This window comes from Angustibacter luteus (assembly GCF_039541115.1).
In the GTDB taxonomy this organism is placed as follows: Bacteria; Actinomycetota; Actinomycetes; order Actinomycetales; family Angustibacteraceae; genus Angustibacter; species Angustibacter luteus.
In genome coordinates, this window is record NZ_BAABFP010000005.1 from 719,189 (window position 1) to 733,501 (window position 14,313).

A 14,313-nucleotide genomic window follows, 5' to 3' on the forward strand; every position below is an offset into this window, starting at 1 on the left:
TCCTAGGCGATGGCCGGTGGTCGCCGGACCGCAATCGGCAGACGCAAGAGGCCCCGACCCCGTGCGGGATCAGGGCCTCCTACTCGTGCGATCAGTCCAGGTAGTCGCGCAGCACCTGGCTGCGGCTGGGGTGGCGCAGCTTGCTCATCGTCTTGGACTCGATCTGGCGGATCCGCTCACGCGTGACGCCGTAGACCTTGCCGATCTCGTCCAGCGTCTTCGGCTGACCGTCGGTGAGCCCGAAACGCATGGACACCACGCCGGCCTCGCGCTCGGACAGGGTGTCCAGCACGGAGTGCAGCTGCTCCTGGAGCAGGGTGAAGCTCACCGCGTCCGCCGGCACGACCGCCTCGGAGTCCTCGATCAGGTCACCGAACTCGCTGTCGCCGTCCTCGCCCAGCGGGGTGTGCAGCGAGATGGGCTCGCGGCCGTACTTCTGCACCTCGACGACCTTCTCGGGGGTCATGTCGAGCTCCTTGGCGAGCTCCTCCGGAGTGGGCTCGCGGCCCAGGTCCTGAAGCATCTGCCGCTGCACGCGGGCGAGCTTGTTGATGACCTCGACCATGTGCACCGGGATCCGGATGGTGCGCGCCTGGTCCGCCATGGCCCGGGTGATCGCCTGCCGGATCCACCAGGTGGCGTACGTCGAGAACTTGTAGCCCTTGGTGTAGTCGAACTTCTCGACCGCGCGGATCAGACCCAGGTTGCCCTCCTGGATGAGGTCCAGGAAGAGCATGCCGCGGCCGGTGTAGCGCTTGGCGAGCGAGACGACCAGTCGCAGGTTGGCCTCGAGCAGGTGGTTCTTGGCCTTCTTGCCGTCCTGGGCGATCCACCACAGCTCGCGCTTGAACTTCGGCTCGATCTTGGCGCCGGAGTTCAGCCGCTCCTCGGCGAACAGGCCGGCCTCGATGCGCTTGGCGAGCTCGACCTCCTGCTCGGCGTTCAGCAGGGCGACCTTGCCGATCTGCTTGAGGTAGTCCTTGACCGGGTCGGCGGTGGCGCCGGCGGTCGCGACCTGCTGGGCGGGCGCGTCGTCGTCGTCGTCCGTGATGACGAAGCCGGTCTCCTCGACGTCCTCGGCCGCCTCGCCCTCAGCTGGCTCGGCCGGTGTCTCGCCGTCTTCGGCCGCGGGAGCTGCCTCGTCGCCGGCGGCCGGCGCGGCGGCAGCCTGCTTCGCCGCGGTCTTCTTGGCCGGAGCGGCCTTCTTCGCCGTGGCCGCCTTGGTCGCGGGGCGCGCAGCGGCACTCGTCGCTGCCTCGGCTGCGTCGGGCGTCGCCTTCTTGGCGGCCGCCTTCTTCGCCGGAGCAGCCGCGGACTTGGCCGCAGGCTTCGCAGCCTCCGTCGACTTGGCGGCGGCCTTCTTCGCGGGGGCCTTCGTCGTGGCGGATGCCGAGGTGGAAGCACGCTTGGTCGCCGTGGCGGCGACTGCACGACTGGGTGCAGCCTCCAGGTGCACCGCGACGCCCTGCTCGTCGAGCGTGCGCAGCACGGCCTTCATCCTCTTCAGTGGGAGGTCAGCCTCCTCCAGCGCGTGCTTGACGGAACCGGCGTCCACGAAACCGTTGGTACGGCCGAGGCGCAGGAGGTCCTGCAGAGCGGGATGGGTGAACTCGGCCGGAAGTGACTCGGCAGAGCTGGACCGGGCGGTCGGAACCGACGACACGGACAACCTTTCGTCGCGGATGATCGGGTGGGCGCGGGGGTGGTTCAGTGGAAACGGCGGACGGGCAATCCAACCGGTAACCCGCACAACGCGTGGAACCGGCCAATAATGCCCGGGCCGCGAGATTGACTCCCCCGGCCGGACTCAACAGCCCATTGTGTCATGCGTTCCCGCAGACGGGCGGTACCGGTTCACGGACGGCGGTGCGTCGTGGTGCTGGGAGCACCCAGCGTCACGCATCCGCCTTGACGGCGAGCACGGGGCACGGCGCATCCAGCAGGATGCGCTGCGCGTTGGATCCCAGGATGAGCTTGCCCACCGGGGTCCGCCGCCGCAGGCCGATCACGATGAAGTCGGCGCCGATCTCCGTCGCCACCGCGATCAGGTCCTCGGCGGGCTCGAGGCCGCGCACCAGCTGGCGGACCTCGTGGTCGATGCCGGCCTCGGCCAACTCACGCTGCACGGCCGCCAGCTCGGCCTCGTACCGCACCGCGTCGTCCGAGGCGAGGTCCTTGCCCCCACGGTTCGAATTGATCACCACCAACCGGGTGGACCGCAGCTTCGCTTCCTCCGCCGCCCGCCGCAGAGCGGCCTTACCCTCGTTGGTCGGGACGAAGCCCACCACGATCGCCATCGATCCTCCTCGCTGCACACCGCCCGCGCGCCCGTCGGACGGGGACGACCGTACCGGAACTGACCGCGCTGCGACGATCCGTAGGCTGGGCACGAGCTCGCCCCCGCGCCGACGCCCCTGGATGAGGTTCACCATGGCAGTGCAGCCCACGACCGGACCCACCCTGGGCCTCGAGGAGGAGCTGCACGTCTGCGACCTCGCGAGCGGTGACCTGCGCAGCAGCGCCGACGACCTGCTGGCGGCGCTGTCCACCCCCGCGACCACTGCGGGCCTGACCGCGGCCGGCACCGTCGTCGCCGAGCTGCCGCTGTCCCAGATCGAGACCGTCACCGGCGTCGGGAGCAGCATCGAGGACCTGCTCGGGCGAGCACTGACGCTGCGAGCCGCCGCCGCCGGGGCGGCCACCGAGCTCGGGCTCGGTCTGCTGGCCAGTGGCTCTCCCCCGCTCGGTCGGGCGGCCGACCAGCGCGTCTCGCCCGACTCCCGGTACGACGCGCTGCGCGAGCGAGCGGCGGCGCTGGTGGACCAGCAGCTCATCGCCGGCATGCACCTGCACGTCGGGGTCGGCGACCCCACGTCCACGGCGGTGGACGACGAGGCGCGGGTGGCCGTGGTCGAGGCGCTGCGCCCGTGGCTGCCGGCCCTGCTCGCCCTGACGGCCAACTCGCCGTACTGGTTGGGCACGGACACGGGCTTCGCGTCCTACCGCCAGGTTCACTGGCAGCGTTGGCCGGTCGCGGGCCCGCCGCCCTCGGCCCAGGACGCGGCGCAGTGGCACCGCTCGGTCGCCGCCCTGGTCGACGCCGGCGTCGTGGACGACGCCAGCTTCGTCTACTGGGACGTCCGGCTGGCCACCCGCTTCCCGACCGTCGAGGTCCGGGTCGCCGATGTGGTTCCGACCCTGGACGACGCCGCCGGTTTCGTGGCGATCGTGCGTGGCCTGGCGGCCGGGGCTCTGGCGGAGCACGAAGCCGGACGCCGGGCGCCGGGCGTGCGACTGTCGGCGCTGCGAGCCGCTACCTGGCGCGCCGCCCGGTACGGGTTGGCCGGTCAGCTGGTGGACCCGGCGACCGGCACCCTGGCACCGGCCGTCGACGTGCTGCGCTCGATGCTGCGGCACGCCGCACCCGGGCTCGAGATCGCGGGCGACGGCGACCTGGCGCGCGACGGGCTGGCCCGGGTGTTCCGGGACGGCAACGGCGCCGACCGGCAACGGCGGGCGTTCGAGCGGTTCGGGTGGGAGGGCGTGCTGGACGTCGTGCGCGTCGACCCCGACGCCAGCACCCCGACGGTGACCAGTGGGGACGGCAACGGCTGGGTCGCCTGCACGTGCGGTCAGCAGCACTGGGGCCTGCACGGCGCGGCGGGGCTGCTGCTCACCCGGCCTGGGGCGGCCGGTCCCGAGGTGCTGCTGCAGCTGCGCGCCGCCTGGACCCACCAGGGCGGTACCTGGGGCCTGCCCGGTGGTGCCCGGGACAGCCACGAGACGACCGGCGAGGCCGCCCGCCGCGAGGCCTGGGAGGAGGCGGGCGTCGAGCCCGGTGCCGTGACCGTCCTCGGCGAGGACCAGGACGACCACGGACCGTGGTCCTACACCTACGTCCTGGCGCGGGCCGACGACGGCGTCGCCGCCTCCCCCACCAACCGCGAGTCCGACGCGGTCGAGTGGGTACCCGTGCCCCAGGTCGACGCGCGGGAGCTGCACCCGGCCTTCGCCGCGGCGTGGCCGCGGCTGCGCACCCGGCTGGTCGCGCTCGCCGAGGTCAGGGAGCGCTGACCCGCGCGGAGGCCAGGCTGCGCCGGACGACCTCGCCCACCTGCGAGGTCTCGATGAGGAAGCCGTCGTGCCCGTACGGCGAGCTGACCGTGAGCAGGGGCCGTGCGGTCGGGACCGCCGCCACGATCTCCTCCGACAGCCGCGGTGGGTACAGCCGGTCGCTGTCCACGGACGCTACGTACAGGTCGCAGGTGACCCGGCCCAGCGCCTGCTGGACCCCACTACGGCCTCGCCCGACATCGTGCGAGTTCATCGCCTCGGTCAGCACCACGTAGGAACCGGCGTCGAACCGCCGGTGCAGCTTGTCCGCGTGGTGGTCCAGGTAGCTCTCGACCGCGTACCGCCCGCTCCCCCCGATCGGCTGCTCGTCGCCCTGCGCCGAACGCCCGAACCGTTCCGCGAGCTCGAGCTCGCTGCGGTAGGTCACGTGCGCGATGCGGCGGGCGATACCGAGACCCGCGACCGGGCCGGGCCCGTCCAGCTCGTGGTAGTCGCCGCCGGCCCACTGCGCATCCGCCCGGATGGCCAGCAGCTGCGGCTCGCACCAGGCGATCTGCTCCGCGGTGGCGTACGCGGTCGAGGCCAGCACCACGGCCGAGCGGAGCCGGTCGGGGTAGGTGACCGCCCACTCGAGGACCCGCATGCCACCCATGGACCCGCCGATGACCGAGGCCCAGCTGTCGATGCCGAGCCGGTCGGCCAGCCGAGCCTCCGCGGCCACCTGGTCCCGGACGGTGAGGAAGGGGAAGCGCGAGCCCCATGCCCGGCCGTCCGGAGCGGGCGAGGCCGGTCCCGTCGTCCCCTGGCACCCACCGAGCACGTTGGGTGCCACGACGAACCACTGGTCGGTGTCCAGCGCTCTACCCGGCCCGACGAGCGCGTCCCACCAGCCGGCCGTGGGGTGCCCCGACGTGGCCGGACCCGAGACGTGGCTGTCGCCGGTCAGCGCGTGCAGCACCAGCACGGCGTTGTCCCGCGCTGCGTTGAGCGTGCCCCACGTCTCGTAGGCGACGGTCACGTCCGGCAGGGCACCGCGTGCCTCCAGCGTCAGCGTCCCCACATCGGCGAAGTGCCGGCGTCCGACGGGGTCCCCCGCCGACCAGGCGCCCCCCGCCGCCATCAGGCCTCCTTGGCCGCGCGGAAGCCCGCCTCCAGGTCGGCCAGGATGTCGTCGATGTGCTCGATGCCGACTGCGAGCCGGACCAGCCCGGGCGTCACGCCGCTGGACAGCTGCTCCTCCGCGGACAGCTGGCTGTGCGTGGTGGATGCCGGGTGGATGACCAGGCTCCGCACGTCGCCGATGTTGGCCACGTGGCTGTGCAGCTCGAGCGCCTCGACGAATCGCTGCCCCGCCTCGGAGCCACCCTTGATCTCGAACGCCAGCACGGCGCCCGGACCCTTGGGCGCGTACTTGAGTGCGCGCTCGTGCCAGGGGCTGCTCTCCAGCCCGGCGTACGCCACGCTCTCGACCTCGTCGCGGCCCTCGAGCCACTGCGCCACCGCCTGGGCGTTCTGCACGTGCCGCTCGATGCGCAGGCTCAGCGTCTCGATGCCCTGCGCGATGAGGAAGGCGTTGAACGGCGAGGCTGCCGGCCCCAGGTCGCGCAGCAGCTGCACCCGGGCCTTGAGGATGAACGCGAGGTTCGCGCCGAGGGCGCTGCCCACGCCGAGGTCGCGTCCGTAGACCAGGCCGTGGTAGCTCGGGTCGGGCTGGTTGTAGTTCGGGAACTTGTCCGGGTCCTGGGCGAAGTCGAACTTCCCACCGTCGACGATGACGCCCGCGATGGACGTCCCGTGACCGCCGAGGTACTTGGTCGCCGAGTGCACCACGATGTCGGCGCCCCACTCGAGCGGACGGATCAGGTACGGCGTGGCCACCGTGTTGTCGACCACCAGCGGGACGCCGTGCGCATGCGCCACTCCGGCGACGCCCTCGATGTCGAGCACGTCGGACTTGGGGTTGGCGATGGTCTCGGCGAAGAAGGCCTTGGTGTTCGGCTGGACGGCCGCCTCCCACGAGGCCAGGTCGTCGGGGTCGTCCACGAAGGTGGTCTGGATGCCCAGCTTGGGGAACGTGTAGTGCAGCAGGTTGTAGGTGCCGCCATACAGGCTGGGGCTGGCCACGATGTGGTCGCCGGCCTCGGCGAGGTTGAGCAGCGCGAGGGTCTCGGCGGACTGGCCGCTAGCAACCAGCAGAGCGCCGACACCGCCCTCGAGACTGGCCACCCGCTGCTCGACCGCGTCGGTGGTCGGGTTCATCAGCCGCGTGTAGATGTTGCCGAACTCCTTGAGGGCGAACAGGTTCGCCGCGTGCGCCGTGTCGTTGAACACGTACGACGTGGTCTGGTAGATCGGCAGCGCGCGGGCGCCGGTGGTCGCGTCGGCGGTCTGGCCGGCGTGGATCTGACGGGTCTCGAAGGACCAACCGTCGTTCATGGGGACTCCTGACGAGGAATGTGGCTGCGCTGCAGCCGGGGCTGGGCAGGGAGAGGCACCGGCACGGCCGGTGGGCGAACGGGGACGACGGCGGTCGTCAGAAGGGCATTCGACAGGTCATTCGAGGGCTCCAAGCTCCTGGGGCCCGCTCGAAGACGGACCCGCGCTTGCCGGTCGCAGGTGCAGACCGGCCAGGTCATCACCCGGGGCACCCCACCGCGGTTGGAGGGTTGCCGGCCAGCAAGCCGGGGCTACGCGCTGGCACTCATGACCTCTGACGAGATTACCAACGCGCCGCCAGGCCGTCCACGGACCGGTCGGCTGTCTCAGCTGTCGAGACTGGGCCTGATACCGGCCCGCAGCAGACCCTCGACCAGCACGGCCATCCGGTAGCCGGGGTCGAGGTCGAGGGCGCGCTCCACCGCCAGGTTGGCCAGGGCGCCCTCGCCGTCGTGCCAGCACTGCAGCGCGAACAGGGTCAGCGGGCAGACCGCCCAGTCGCCGTCGCAGCGCCGGCTCAGGTCGGCCAGCAGCGCGGTGACCGCCTCGTGCTCGGCAGCCTCAACCGTCGGACCATCCTGACCAGCACGAGCGGCGCCGGACGGACGTCGCAGCCAGCCCACCCAGCGCATCGCGACCGCGTCCCGGATCGGGACGTCGGCGAGCCCGGCCAGCAGGAGCGCCGCCTGGGCGTCGCTGGTTTCGACACGACCCGCCCTGGCTCGTTCGGCGACGAGCCCGGCGAACAGCGCCTCGACCCGTCGGCTGTGCTGGAGGTAGTCCCCCGAGCGCATCGCCTCGTGCTGCTGGTGCGCAAGCCGCCCGGTGCGACGCACGACGGCGGGGGCCGCGGCACTGATGCGCGCCCGCAGGTCTTCCCGTCCCGGCACCGGCGCCCGACCGCTGGCCACCAGGGCCGTCGCGGCAACGCTGGTCCGGCCGTGATCCAGCGGCGTCCCCTCGTCCGGGCAGCACCGGCTCTCGTGGCACGAGTACGACCAGAAGCGGTCCGCCGAGACGTAGGTCGCTTCCTTCAGCCCGATCCCGAGCTCGGCCAGCTCGCCCTGCAGCGCGTCGACGAGCTTCTGCCACGGGCGTGCGTCACGGCGCCACCGGGCGTCGTCGTACACGAGCAGCGCCACCTGGCTGGGCCGTTCCCGGGAGACGAAGGTGAGCAGGTCCGCCGCCCAGGGCCCCAGGATCGACGGCTCGTCCGGCAGGTCGACCCTCGCGGCCATGCCGCAACGCAGCTTCGGCCCGTTCAGGGCGAGCAGCACCAGGCTGCGGCTCGGGGTGAACCCCAGGAGGTACGGCACGGTTCCGACGAGATCGGCTGGCCCGGTGACCCGGACGACGGTTTCAGGAGCGGCGGGCGGAGTTGAGGTGGTCATGTCGACCAGCGTCTGGTCTCACGAGCCGGCCGGACAGGGCCTGGACCGGATCTGTGGACAGTGGGACTAACGCCCGATCTTGTGGATGAGGGGGCTGTGCAGCACGGCCCCCTTCACGGTTCGGTCAGCCGCGAACGACCTTCCCAGCCACCACGGGCCCCGGCTTCGGCGCGCCCTCGCTCTCCCAGCGCAGGAAGGCCGCGGCGTCCATCAGCAGGCGTCCGGCCAGCCACGAGGCCACCACCGCGTCGTCCACGATCCCCAGCAGCGGGAGGAAGTCCGGTAGCAGGTCGATGGGCGACACGATGTAGAGCACGGCGACCGCGAGCAGGCCGATCTCGCCGCGCGAGGCGCCTGGGTAGCGGCCGACCAGCGTCGCTACCACCAGACGCGGCACGGCCCGCAGGGACTCCCAGACCCCCGGGGCACCGGGACGGGACGCCCCGCGCAGGGCCTGCCACAGCGCGACGTAAGCCGCGGTCCTGCCTTTGCCGGCCATGAGGCCCTCCCTGATCGACGGTTCTCCTGGTCAGACGTTACGGCGGCGCCCCAGGTTCCGCAGATCTCCCAGGTGTCGCGAACGGCGGTCGACTCAGCGGGCCAGGGCGGCCTGGGCGTGCGGGAACTCGCGACGGGCCTGGTCGGCGATCCGGCGCAGCAGGAAGACGTCGAAGCCGGCCCCGAGGAAACCACCGACAAGGGGGACGCCGCGCCCCAGTCGCGGGGCGGCGCTCTGGCCCACGCGGGCGATCAGCCGGAACCCGATGCCCTTGTTCAGCACCATGAGCGCCGGGCCGGGCAGCCGGCTCGTCGCGAGCCCCGCCAGCCGACCGGAGTGCTGCACGCCCGCACCCTTCAGGAGGTCGTCGGCGTCCGCGCCGACCAGCGTCAACATCACCGCGGCCCGGACGCCCCGCTGGTGCAGGTCGTACCCACGCAGGCTGGCGATCGAGGCGACCATGCGGGTGGCGATCGCGTAGAACTCCAGCACGTTGGCCGGCAGCGCCAGCGGCAGCGTGAAGAACCCCCCGAGCCCGGTGACGAAGCCGCCCGCAGCGGCAGCGCGGACGTGGCTACGGACAATCGCATCGATGGCCCGCTCGGCATCGCCCTGACCACTGAGCGCGCTGTCCGCGACGGTCTGGGCGGAGTCGAACGGCCCTCGACCGTCGATCCCCACGTCGATCAGCCGGTCAACGATGACGGTCGCGTGGGCCGCGAAGCCCTTCACGTCCTCTTCGGTCCGAACTTCCTGCGTCACGTTCGTCCTCCTTCGACCGCGCGGCACCGCGCGTCCCCCGATGATGCCGTGCCACGTGGCGTCCCGCAGCGCGCAGCTCGCTTCCGCCGTCCAGTCCGCTTTCCGCCACGTGGGCCGCTCAGGCGGGGTCCAGGAGCGGGCTGAGTGGCGGAAAGCGGACTGAGCGGCGGAAGCGTGGGGTTGCCGTGGGGGTGGGGTGGCCGTGGGGGTGGGGTGATGTCGGTGCCACCCGCCAGGATGGGTGACGTGCTCCTCGCCGATGTCGCCGCTGCCAGCAAGGTGGTCGCTGCCACCCCCTCCCGGCGCGCCAAGGTGGCCGCACTCGCCACCTGCCTGGCGGCGGCCTCCGCCGGTGGGGACCCGCGCACCGTCTCGGTCGTCGTGAGCTACCTGACCGGTGAGCTGAAGCAGCGGCGCACCGGGATCGGGTACGCCGCGCTTCGCGAGGCCGCCACCGTCGAGCGCGCAGACCGGCCCACGCTGACCGTGCTGGAGGTCGATGACGCCTTCGAGACCGCGGCGGCACTGTCCGGCTCGGGGTCGCAGTCCGCGCGCCGCGACCTGGTTCGCGGGCTGCTGTCCCGGGCGACCGCGGACGAAGCCGCACTGCTGGTCGCGCTGGTCTCGGGCGAGCTGCGGCAGGGGGCCCAGGTCGGCGTGCTGCTGGACGCGTTGGCCGTCGCGACGGGTGCTGCGCCCGCGGCGGTGCGCCGGGCGATCACCCTGAGTGGCTCGGTCGGCGAGGTGGCCGTCGCCGGCCTGCTGCGCGGGCCGGGCGCCCTCGGCGACTTCACCCTTCAGGTGGGTCGCCCGCTGTCGCCCATGCTCGCCAAGTCGGCCCCGGACGTCGCGACCGCCCTGGCCGGCCTCGGTGGCTGCGCCATCGAGTGGAAGCTGGACGGCATCCGGATCCAGGTGCACCGCGACGGCTCGAAGGTGGCGGTGTTCACCCGCACCCTGGACGACGTCACGGACCGACTGCCCGAGGTCGTGGCACTAGCGCGGTCCCTGCCGGTCGACAGCGTCGTGCTGGACGCCGAGGCGATCGCGCTGCGACCGGACGGGCGCCCACGCCCGTTCCAGGAGACCGCGTCCCGGGTCATGACGCAGGCGGCCAGGACCGATGCCGCGGCGGAGCGGACGCCCCTGACGACCTACGTGTTCGACGTGCTCGCGCTGAACGGCACCGACCTCACGGACGAGCCGTTGCGGTCGCGCCGAGCCACGCTCGAGTCCGTCGTCCCGGCTCGGGCGGTCGTACCGCACCTCATGGTGCCGAACGACGACCAGGCGGTCAGCCGGGCCGAGGCCTTCGCACAGGAGGCCCTCGACCAAGGTCACGAGGGCGTGGTGGTGAAGGAGCTGGACGCGCCCTACGCCATGGGCCGGCGCGGCGCGGGGTGGGTCAAGGTCAAGCCGGTGCACACGCTCGACCTCGTCGTCCTCGCGGCGGAGTGGGGTCACGGCCGGCGCACCGGTCGGCTGTCCAACCTGCACCTCGGAGCCCGGGACCCGGCAGGCCGGTTCGGACCGCCGGGCGGGTTCGTCATGCTCGGCAAGACCTTCAAGGGCCTGACCGACCAGTTGCTCGCGTGGCAGACCGAGGAGCTGCTCGCCCGCGCCGACGGGGACAGCGACCAGTGGGTGGTGTCGGTCCGGCCCGAGCTGGTGGTCGAGATCGCCCTGGACGGCGTGCAGACCTCCCCGCGGTACCCGGCCGGCATCGCGCTGCGGTTCGCCCGCGTCGTCCGCTACCGGCCGGACAAGGTGGCCACTGACGCCGACCCGATCGAAGCCGTCGAGGACCTGCGTCCCGACTGACGGCCCGGCTGCCCACATCGCGGACATCCGCCGGCTCCGCTCGGCGCGGACCCAGCCACCTGGGATCATGAAGACGCCCACCCCTGATGACACCGACCACGGAGGCCACGTCGTGACCCTGCCCAGCGACACCGACGCCAAGCTCGCGCAGTACGCCCATCCCGAGCGCCTGGTCTCGACCGAGTGGCTGGCCGAGCACCTGGGCGACGAGGGGCTCGTGGTCGTCGAGTCCGACGAGGACGTGCTGCTGTACGACAGCGGTCACATCCCCGGTGCCGTCAAGGTGGACTGGCACACCGACCTCAATGACCCGGTCACCCGCGACTACGTGGACGGTGCCCGGTTCAGCGAGGTCCTGGGCCAGCGCGGCATCTCCCGCGACACGACCATCGTGGTCTACGGCGACAAGAACAACTGGTGGGCCGCCTACGCCCTGTGGGTCTTCACGCTCTTCGGCCACGAGGACGTGCGCCTGCTGGACGGCGGCCGCGCGAAGTGGCTCGCCGAGGAGCGCGACCTGACCCGCGAGGTACCGCAGCCGACCCCCGCGACGTACCCGGTGGTCGAGCGCGACGACTCGAAGATCAGGGCCTTCAAGGACGACGTCCTGGCGCACCTGGGCGGCAAGCTGATCGACGTCCGGTCCCCCGGCGAGTTCAGCGGGGAGCTGCTGCACATGCCCAACTACCCGCAGGAGGGTGCCGTTCGCGGGGGGCACATCCCCGGTGCGCGCAGCGTCCCGTGGGCCCGCGCCGCCGCCGAGGACGCGACCTTCCGCTCCCGTGAGGAGCTCGAGGCCATCTACGAGGGCGAGAAGGGCCTGACGTCCACCGACGACGTGATCGCCTACTGCCGGATCGGCGAGCGCTCCTCGCACACCTGGTTCGTGCTGACCCACCTGCTCGGCTACGACTCGGTACGCAACTACGACGGCTCCTGGACGGAGTGGGGCAACAGCGTGCGGGTGCCGATCGAGATCGGCCCCGACGCGCCGTCGGGCAGCTGATGAGCGACGAGCGAGCCCCGCTGCCGTCGGCGATGGCCGAGCTGGCCGAGGACTTCCATGCCCTCGGCCCGCAGGACCGGCTCCAGCTGCTGCTCGAGCTCAGCGACGAGCTGCCCGCGCTGCCCGAGCGCTACGCCGGGCACCTCGAGGCGATGGAGCAGGTGCACGAGTGCCAGTCCCCGTTGTTCCTCGCGGTCGAGACCGACCCTGAGTCCGTGCACGTCTTCTTCGACGCGCCGCGGGAGTCCCCGACCACCCGCGGGTTCGCCGGCATCCTGCACACCGGGCTGAACGGGCTGACCCCGGCGGAGGTGCTGGCGGTGCCGGACGACGCCCCGTACCGCTTCGGGCTCGCCGAGGCAGTGAGTCCGCTGCGGCTTCGGGGCATGGTGGCGATGCTGTCCCGGATCAAGCGGCAGGTCCGCGCGCAGACGGCCGACTGACGTCCTGGTGGCCCCGCTCGGCTCAGGCGGGGTCGTGGGCGGTCAGCTGGTGCACGACCTCCAGCGCGGCGAAGTGCACCGTGCTCAACGGGTGGATGCCGTCGACCAGTGGGCGCTCCCCCGCGACGACCACCCGCTGCCCCTGCCGGGTGAGCGCACGCATCGCGACGTAGCCGGCGCCCGGCAGGGCAAGGCTGTCCGTGGGCTCGAGGTCCTCGAGCCGCGACTGCAGCACGAGCAACAGGCCGATGACGGCGGCGCGAACGTCGACGTCCGCCGCGCCGCCGCCGCTCGAGTGCTTTCCGGTGCTGGTGAACAGCTCGGCGCTGCCGCCGGCGAGCGCCACGAGGGTCGAACCGCCCCACGGCAGGCCGGTCTCGACGACGGCGGCCCAGACGTCGGGCAGGCGGGGTGTCGGCGTCCAGTCGACGGCCTGCGGTGTGCGGGTGAGCACGTCGAGCCGGTGGGCCTCGTACTCCGCCCTGGGGTCGCGCAGCGCGGCGCGCCGTCGTCCGAACACGTGCTGACGGTAGCCAGTCGTCAGCGCAGCGACATCACGGGCTCGCCGAGCGAGGTGAGTCCGGTGCCGGTGCGGACGCACTCGCCGCCGTGTGGTGCGCCGCCGTTGAACGCCTGGCGCACGCAGCTGCGGTTGGCCAGCTGGGCCCAGTAGTTCGGGTGCAGCGACTCCTGGATCGAGTACGGGCCGACGACGGTCGAGACGGTGCGGATCTGGTTGACCCACTCGGTCTTGTCGACGGCGCCGCTGGACCGCCAGGAGCTCAGGCCGACCTCCTCGTAGAGGCCGACAGTGTTCTCGCACAGTCGGCGGCCGTTGTAGGCGCTGGACAGGTCGAGGACGGCGGTGTTGGTGAGGCCCGAGGCGGTGACGGCCGAGGCGACGGCGGAGTTGATCGTCGGCAGGGCGGTGGTGTTGGCCCAGTCGAGATCCTTGTTCCAGAAGCCGCAGCCGCCGGTGAACTGGCGTGAGTACCCGCTCTGCGGGTAGCGGTTCCCGGCGCCCTTGGGCAGCGGTGACGGGTACGTCTGCACCAGTGCGGTCCACTGGGCGTCGGTGTAGCCGGCGTCCCGCATCGCGGCGCGCACGTTGCGCAGCGCGTTGGCGATCTTGTCGCTGACCGCCGCGACGTTGGCTGCGGTGAAGTTGGTGCGCACGGATGAGTCGTCGTTGCAGTAGTTCGGCAGCCAGGACGGCGACGTCAGGAAGTCCGTGACGCACTGCTGGACGACGCCGGCGAAGTTGAAGTCGTTGCCGCCGATGGACACGACGACGAGCTGGACGTGGTGGCTGCCGGCGAACGTGCGCAGCGCGGCGGCCTGGCCCTGCCGTCCGCCGGACCCGGAGTAGAAGTCGAGCCCGGGCTTGAAGGTGCCGGCGGAGTCCGTGTAGGTAGCGGTCTCGGCACCGGAGCAGGCGAGATTCACGCCGTTCACCCCGCCCCCGAGGTACGCCTCGGCCGAGGCACTGCGGTGGCACTTGGGGATGGTCTCCGCGGTTCCGCTGGCGTTGTCGTAGTAGGCGGTCGGGCCGAGCGCGTCGGCGCGGCTGCTGCTGGCGTTCGACGCGCCGGCCCAGCGACCTGCCTCACCGCTGATGTAGCTGTCCCCCACCGTCACGACCCACGGGGCCCCTCCACCGGGCCCATCTGCTGCGGCCGGAGCCGCTGCCACCAGCCCCCCTGCGGCGGTGGCGCCCATCGTGCAGCACAGGACGGTGATCAGCTGGAGCCTCGAACCGAGCATGGGAACCCCCGGGCGACGGTGACCGGACAGCCGTCACTCTGGCACGGGGAGCCGGCCAAGTTACCCATCGGTAGGCAAAGGATTCGTTCGCATCAAGCCAAGTCGCCGCGACGGGCA

The 14,313-nt window shown here is 72.2% G+C and carries 13 protein-coding genes and 1 riboswitch; of the genes, 4 read left to right on the top strand and 9 right to left on the bottom strand.

Annotation, left to right across the window (positions count from 1 at the left end; genetic code table 11):
- Positions 1–91: 91 nt before the first annotated feature.
- Together ABEB17_RS12560 and ABEB17_RS12565 are read right to left on the bottom strand one after the other, a co-directional pair.
- Positions 92–1,663 (bottom strand): RNA polymerase sigma factor, encoded by a 1,572-nt coding sequence (locus ABEB17_RS12560; protein WP_345717031.1) that lies wholly within the window; start codon positions 1,661–1,663, stop codon positions 92–94.
- A 232-nt stretch (positions 1,664–1,895) separates the two neighbouring features.
- A complete protein-coding gene (locus tag ABEB17_RS12565; protein ID WP_345717032.1) occupies positions 1,896–2,297 on the bottom strand; it encodes a universal stress protein in 402 nt (133 codons plus the stop codon).
- 133 nt (positions 2,298–2,430) lie between these two features.
- Here ABEB17_RS12565 and ABEB17_RS12570 point away from each other — a divergent pair, with 133 nt between their 5' ends.
- Positions 2,431–4,074: a glutamate--cysteine ligase gene (locus tag ABEB17_RS12570; RefSeq protein WP_345717033.1), complete on the top strand. Its 1,644-nt coding sequence runs from the start codon at positions 2,431–2,433 to the stop codon at positions 4,072–4,074.
- Here the strand turns inward: ABEB17_RS12570 and metX are convergent.
- From metX to ABEB17_RS12595, 5 genes are all read right to left on the bottom strand, one after another.
- A complete protein-coding gene (metX, locus tag ABEB17_RS12575; protein ID WP_345717034.1) occupies positions 4,061–5,194 on the bottom strand; it encodes a homoserine O-acetyltransferase MetX in 1,134 nt (377 codons plus the stop codon). The genes ABEB17_RS12570 and metX overlap by 14 nt on opposite strands.
- Positions 5,194–6,510 (bottom strand): bifunctional o-acetylhomoserine/o-acetylserine sulfhydrylase, encoded by a 1,317-nt coding sequence (locus tag ABEB17_RS12580; protein ID WP_345717035.1) that lies wholly within the window; start codon positions 6,508–6,510, stop codon positions 5,194–5,196. Before ABEB17_RS12580 ends, metX begins: the two co-directional genes overlap by 1 nt.
- A gap of 158 nt (positions 6,511–6,668) precedes the next feature.
- Positions 6,669–6,783, bottom strand: a riboswitch (SAM riboswitch).
- Positions 6,784–6,836: 53 nt separating this feature from the next.
- Entirely contained in the window at positions 6,837–7,901 is a 1,065-nt protein-coding gene (locus ABEB17_RS12585) for a DUF4192 domain-containing protein (protein WP_345717036.1), read from the bottom strand.
- 124 nt (positions 7,902–8,025) lie between these two features.
- Positions 8,026–8,400, bottom strand: a complete 375-nt coding sequence (locus tag ABEB17_RS12590; protein WP_345717037.1) for a YkvA family protein — start codon at positions 8,398–8,400, stop codon at positions 8,026–8,028.
- 93 nt (positions 8,401–8,493) lie between these two features.
- A complete protein-coding gene (locus tag ABEB17_RS12595) occupies positions 8,494–9,162 on the bottom strand; it encodes an EcsC family protein (protein WP_345717038.1) in 669 nt (222 codons plus the stop codon).
- Between the two features lie 216 nt (positions 9,163–9,378).
- Between ABEB17_RS12595 and ABEB17_RS12600 the strand changes: the two genes are divergently transcribed.
- The 3 genes from ABEB17_RS12600 (at position 9,379) to ABEB17_RS12610 (ending at position 12,432) form a co-directional block, all read left to right on the top strand.
- Complete coding sequence (locus ABEB17_RS12600; protein ID WP_345717039.1) at positions 9,379–10,983, top strand: ATP-dependent DNA ligase; 1,605 nt, start codon at positions 9,379–9,381, stop codon at positions 10,981–10,983.
- Positions 10,984–11,095: 112 nt separating this feature from the next.
- Positions 11,096–11,989, top strand: coding sequence for a sulfurtransferase (locus ABEB17_RS12605; protein ID WP_345717040.1), 894 nt, complete (start codon positions 11,096–11,098; stop codon positions 11,987–11,989).
- Positions 11,989–12,432: a SufE family protein gene (locus tag ABEB17_RS12610; RefSeq protein WP_345717041.1), complete on the top strand. Its 444-nt coding sequence runs from the start codon at positions 11,989–11,991 to the stop codon at positions 12,430–12,432. The genes ABEB17_RS12605 and ABEB17_RS12610 overlap by 1 nt, the downstream gene beginning before the upstream one ends.
- Before the next feature lie 22 nt (positions 12,433–12,454).
- Here the strand turns inward: ABEB17_RS12610 and ABEB17_RS12615 are convergent, their stop codons facing one another.
- Both ABEB17_RS12615 and ABEB17_RS12620 read right to left on the bottom strand, forming a co-directional pair.
- Entirely contained in the window at positions 12,455–12,952 is a 498-nt protein-coding gene (locus ABEB17_RS12615; RefSeq protein ID WP_345717042.1) for a hypothetical protein, read from the bottom strand.
- A gap of 20 nt (positions 12,953–12,972) precedes the next feature.
- A complete protein-coding gene (locus tag ABEB17_RS12620) occupies positions 12,973–14,196 on the bottom strand; it encodes an SGNH/GDSL hydrolase family protein (RefSeq protein WP_345717043.1) in 1,224 nt (407 codons plus the stop codon).
- Positions 14,197–14,313 lie beyond the last annotated feature (117 nt).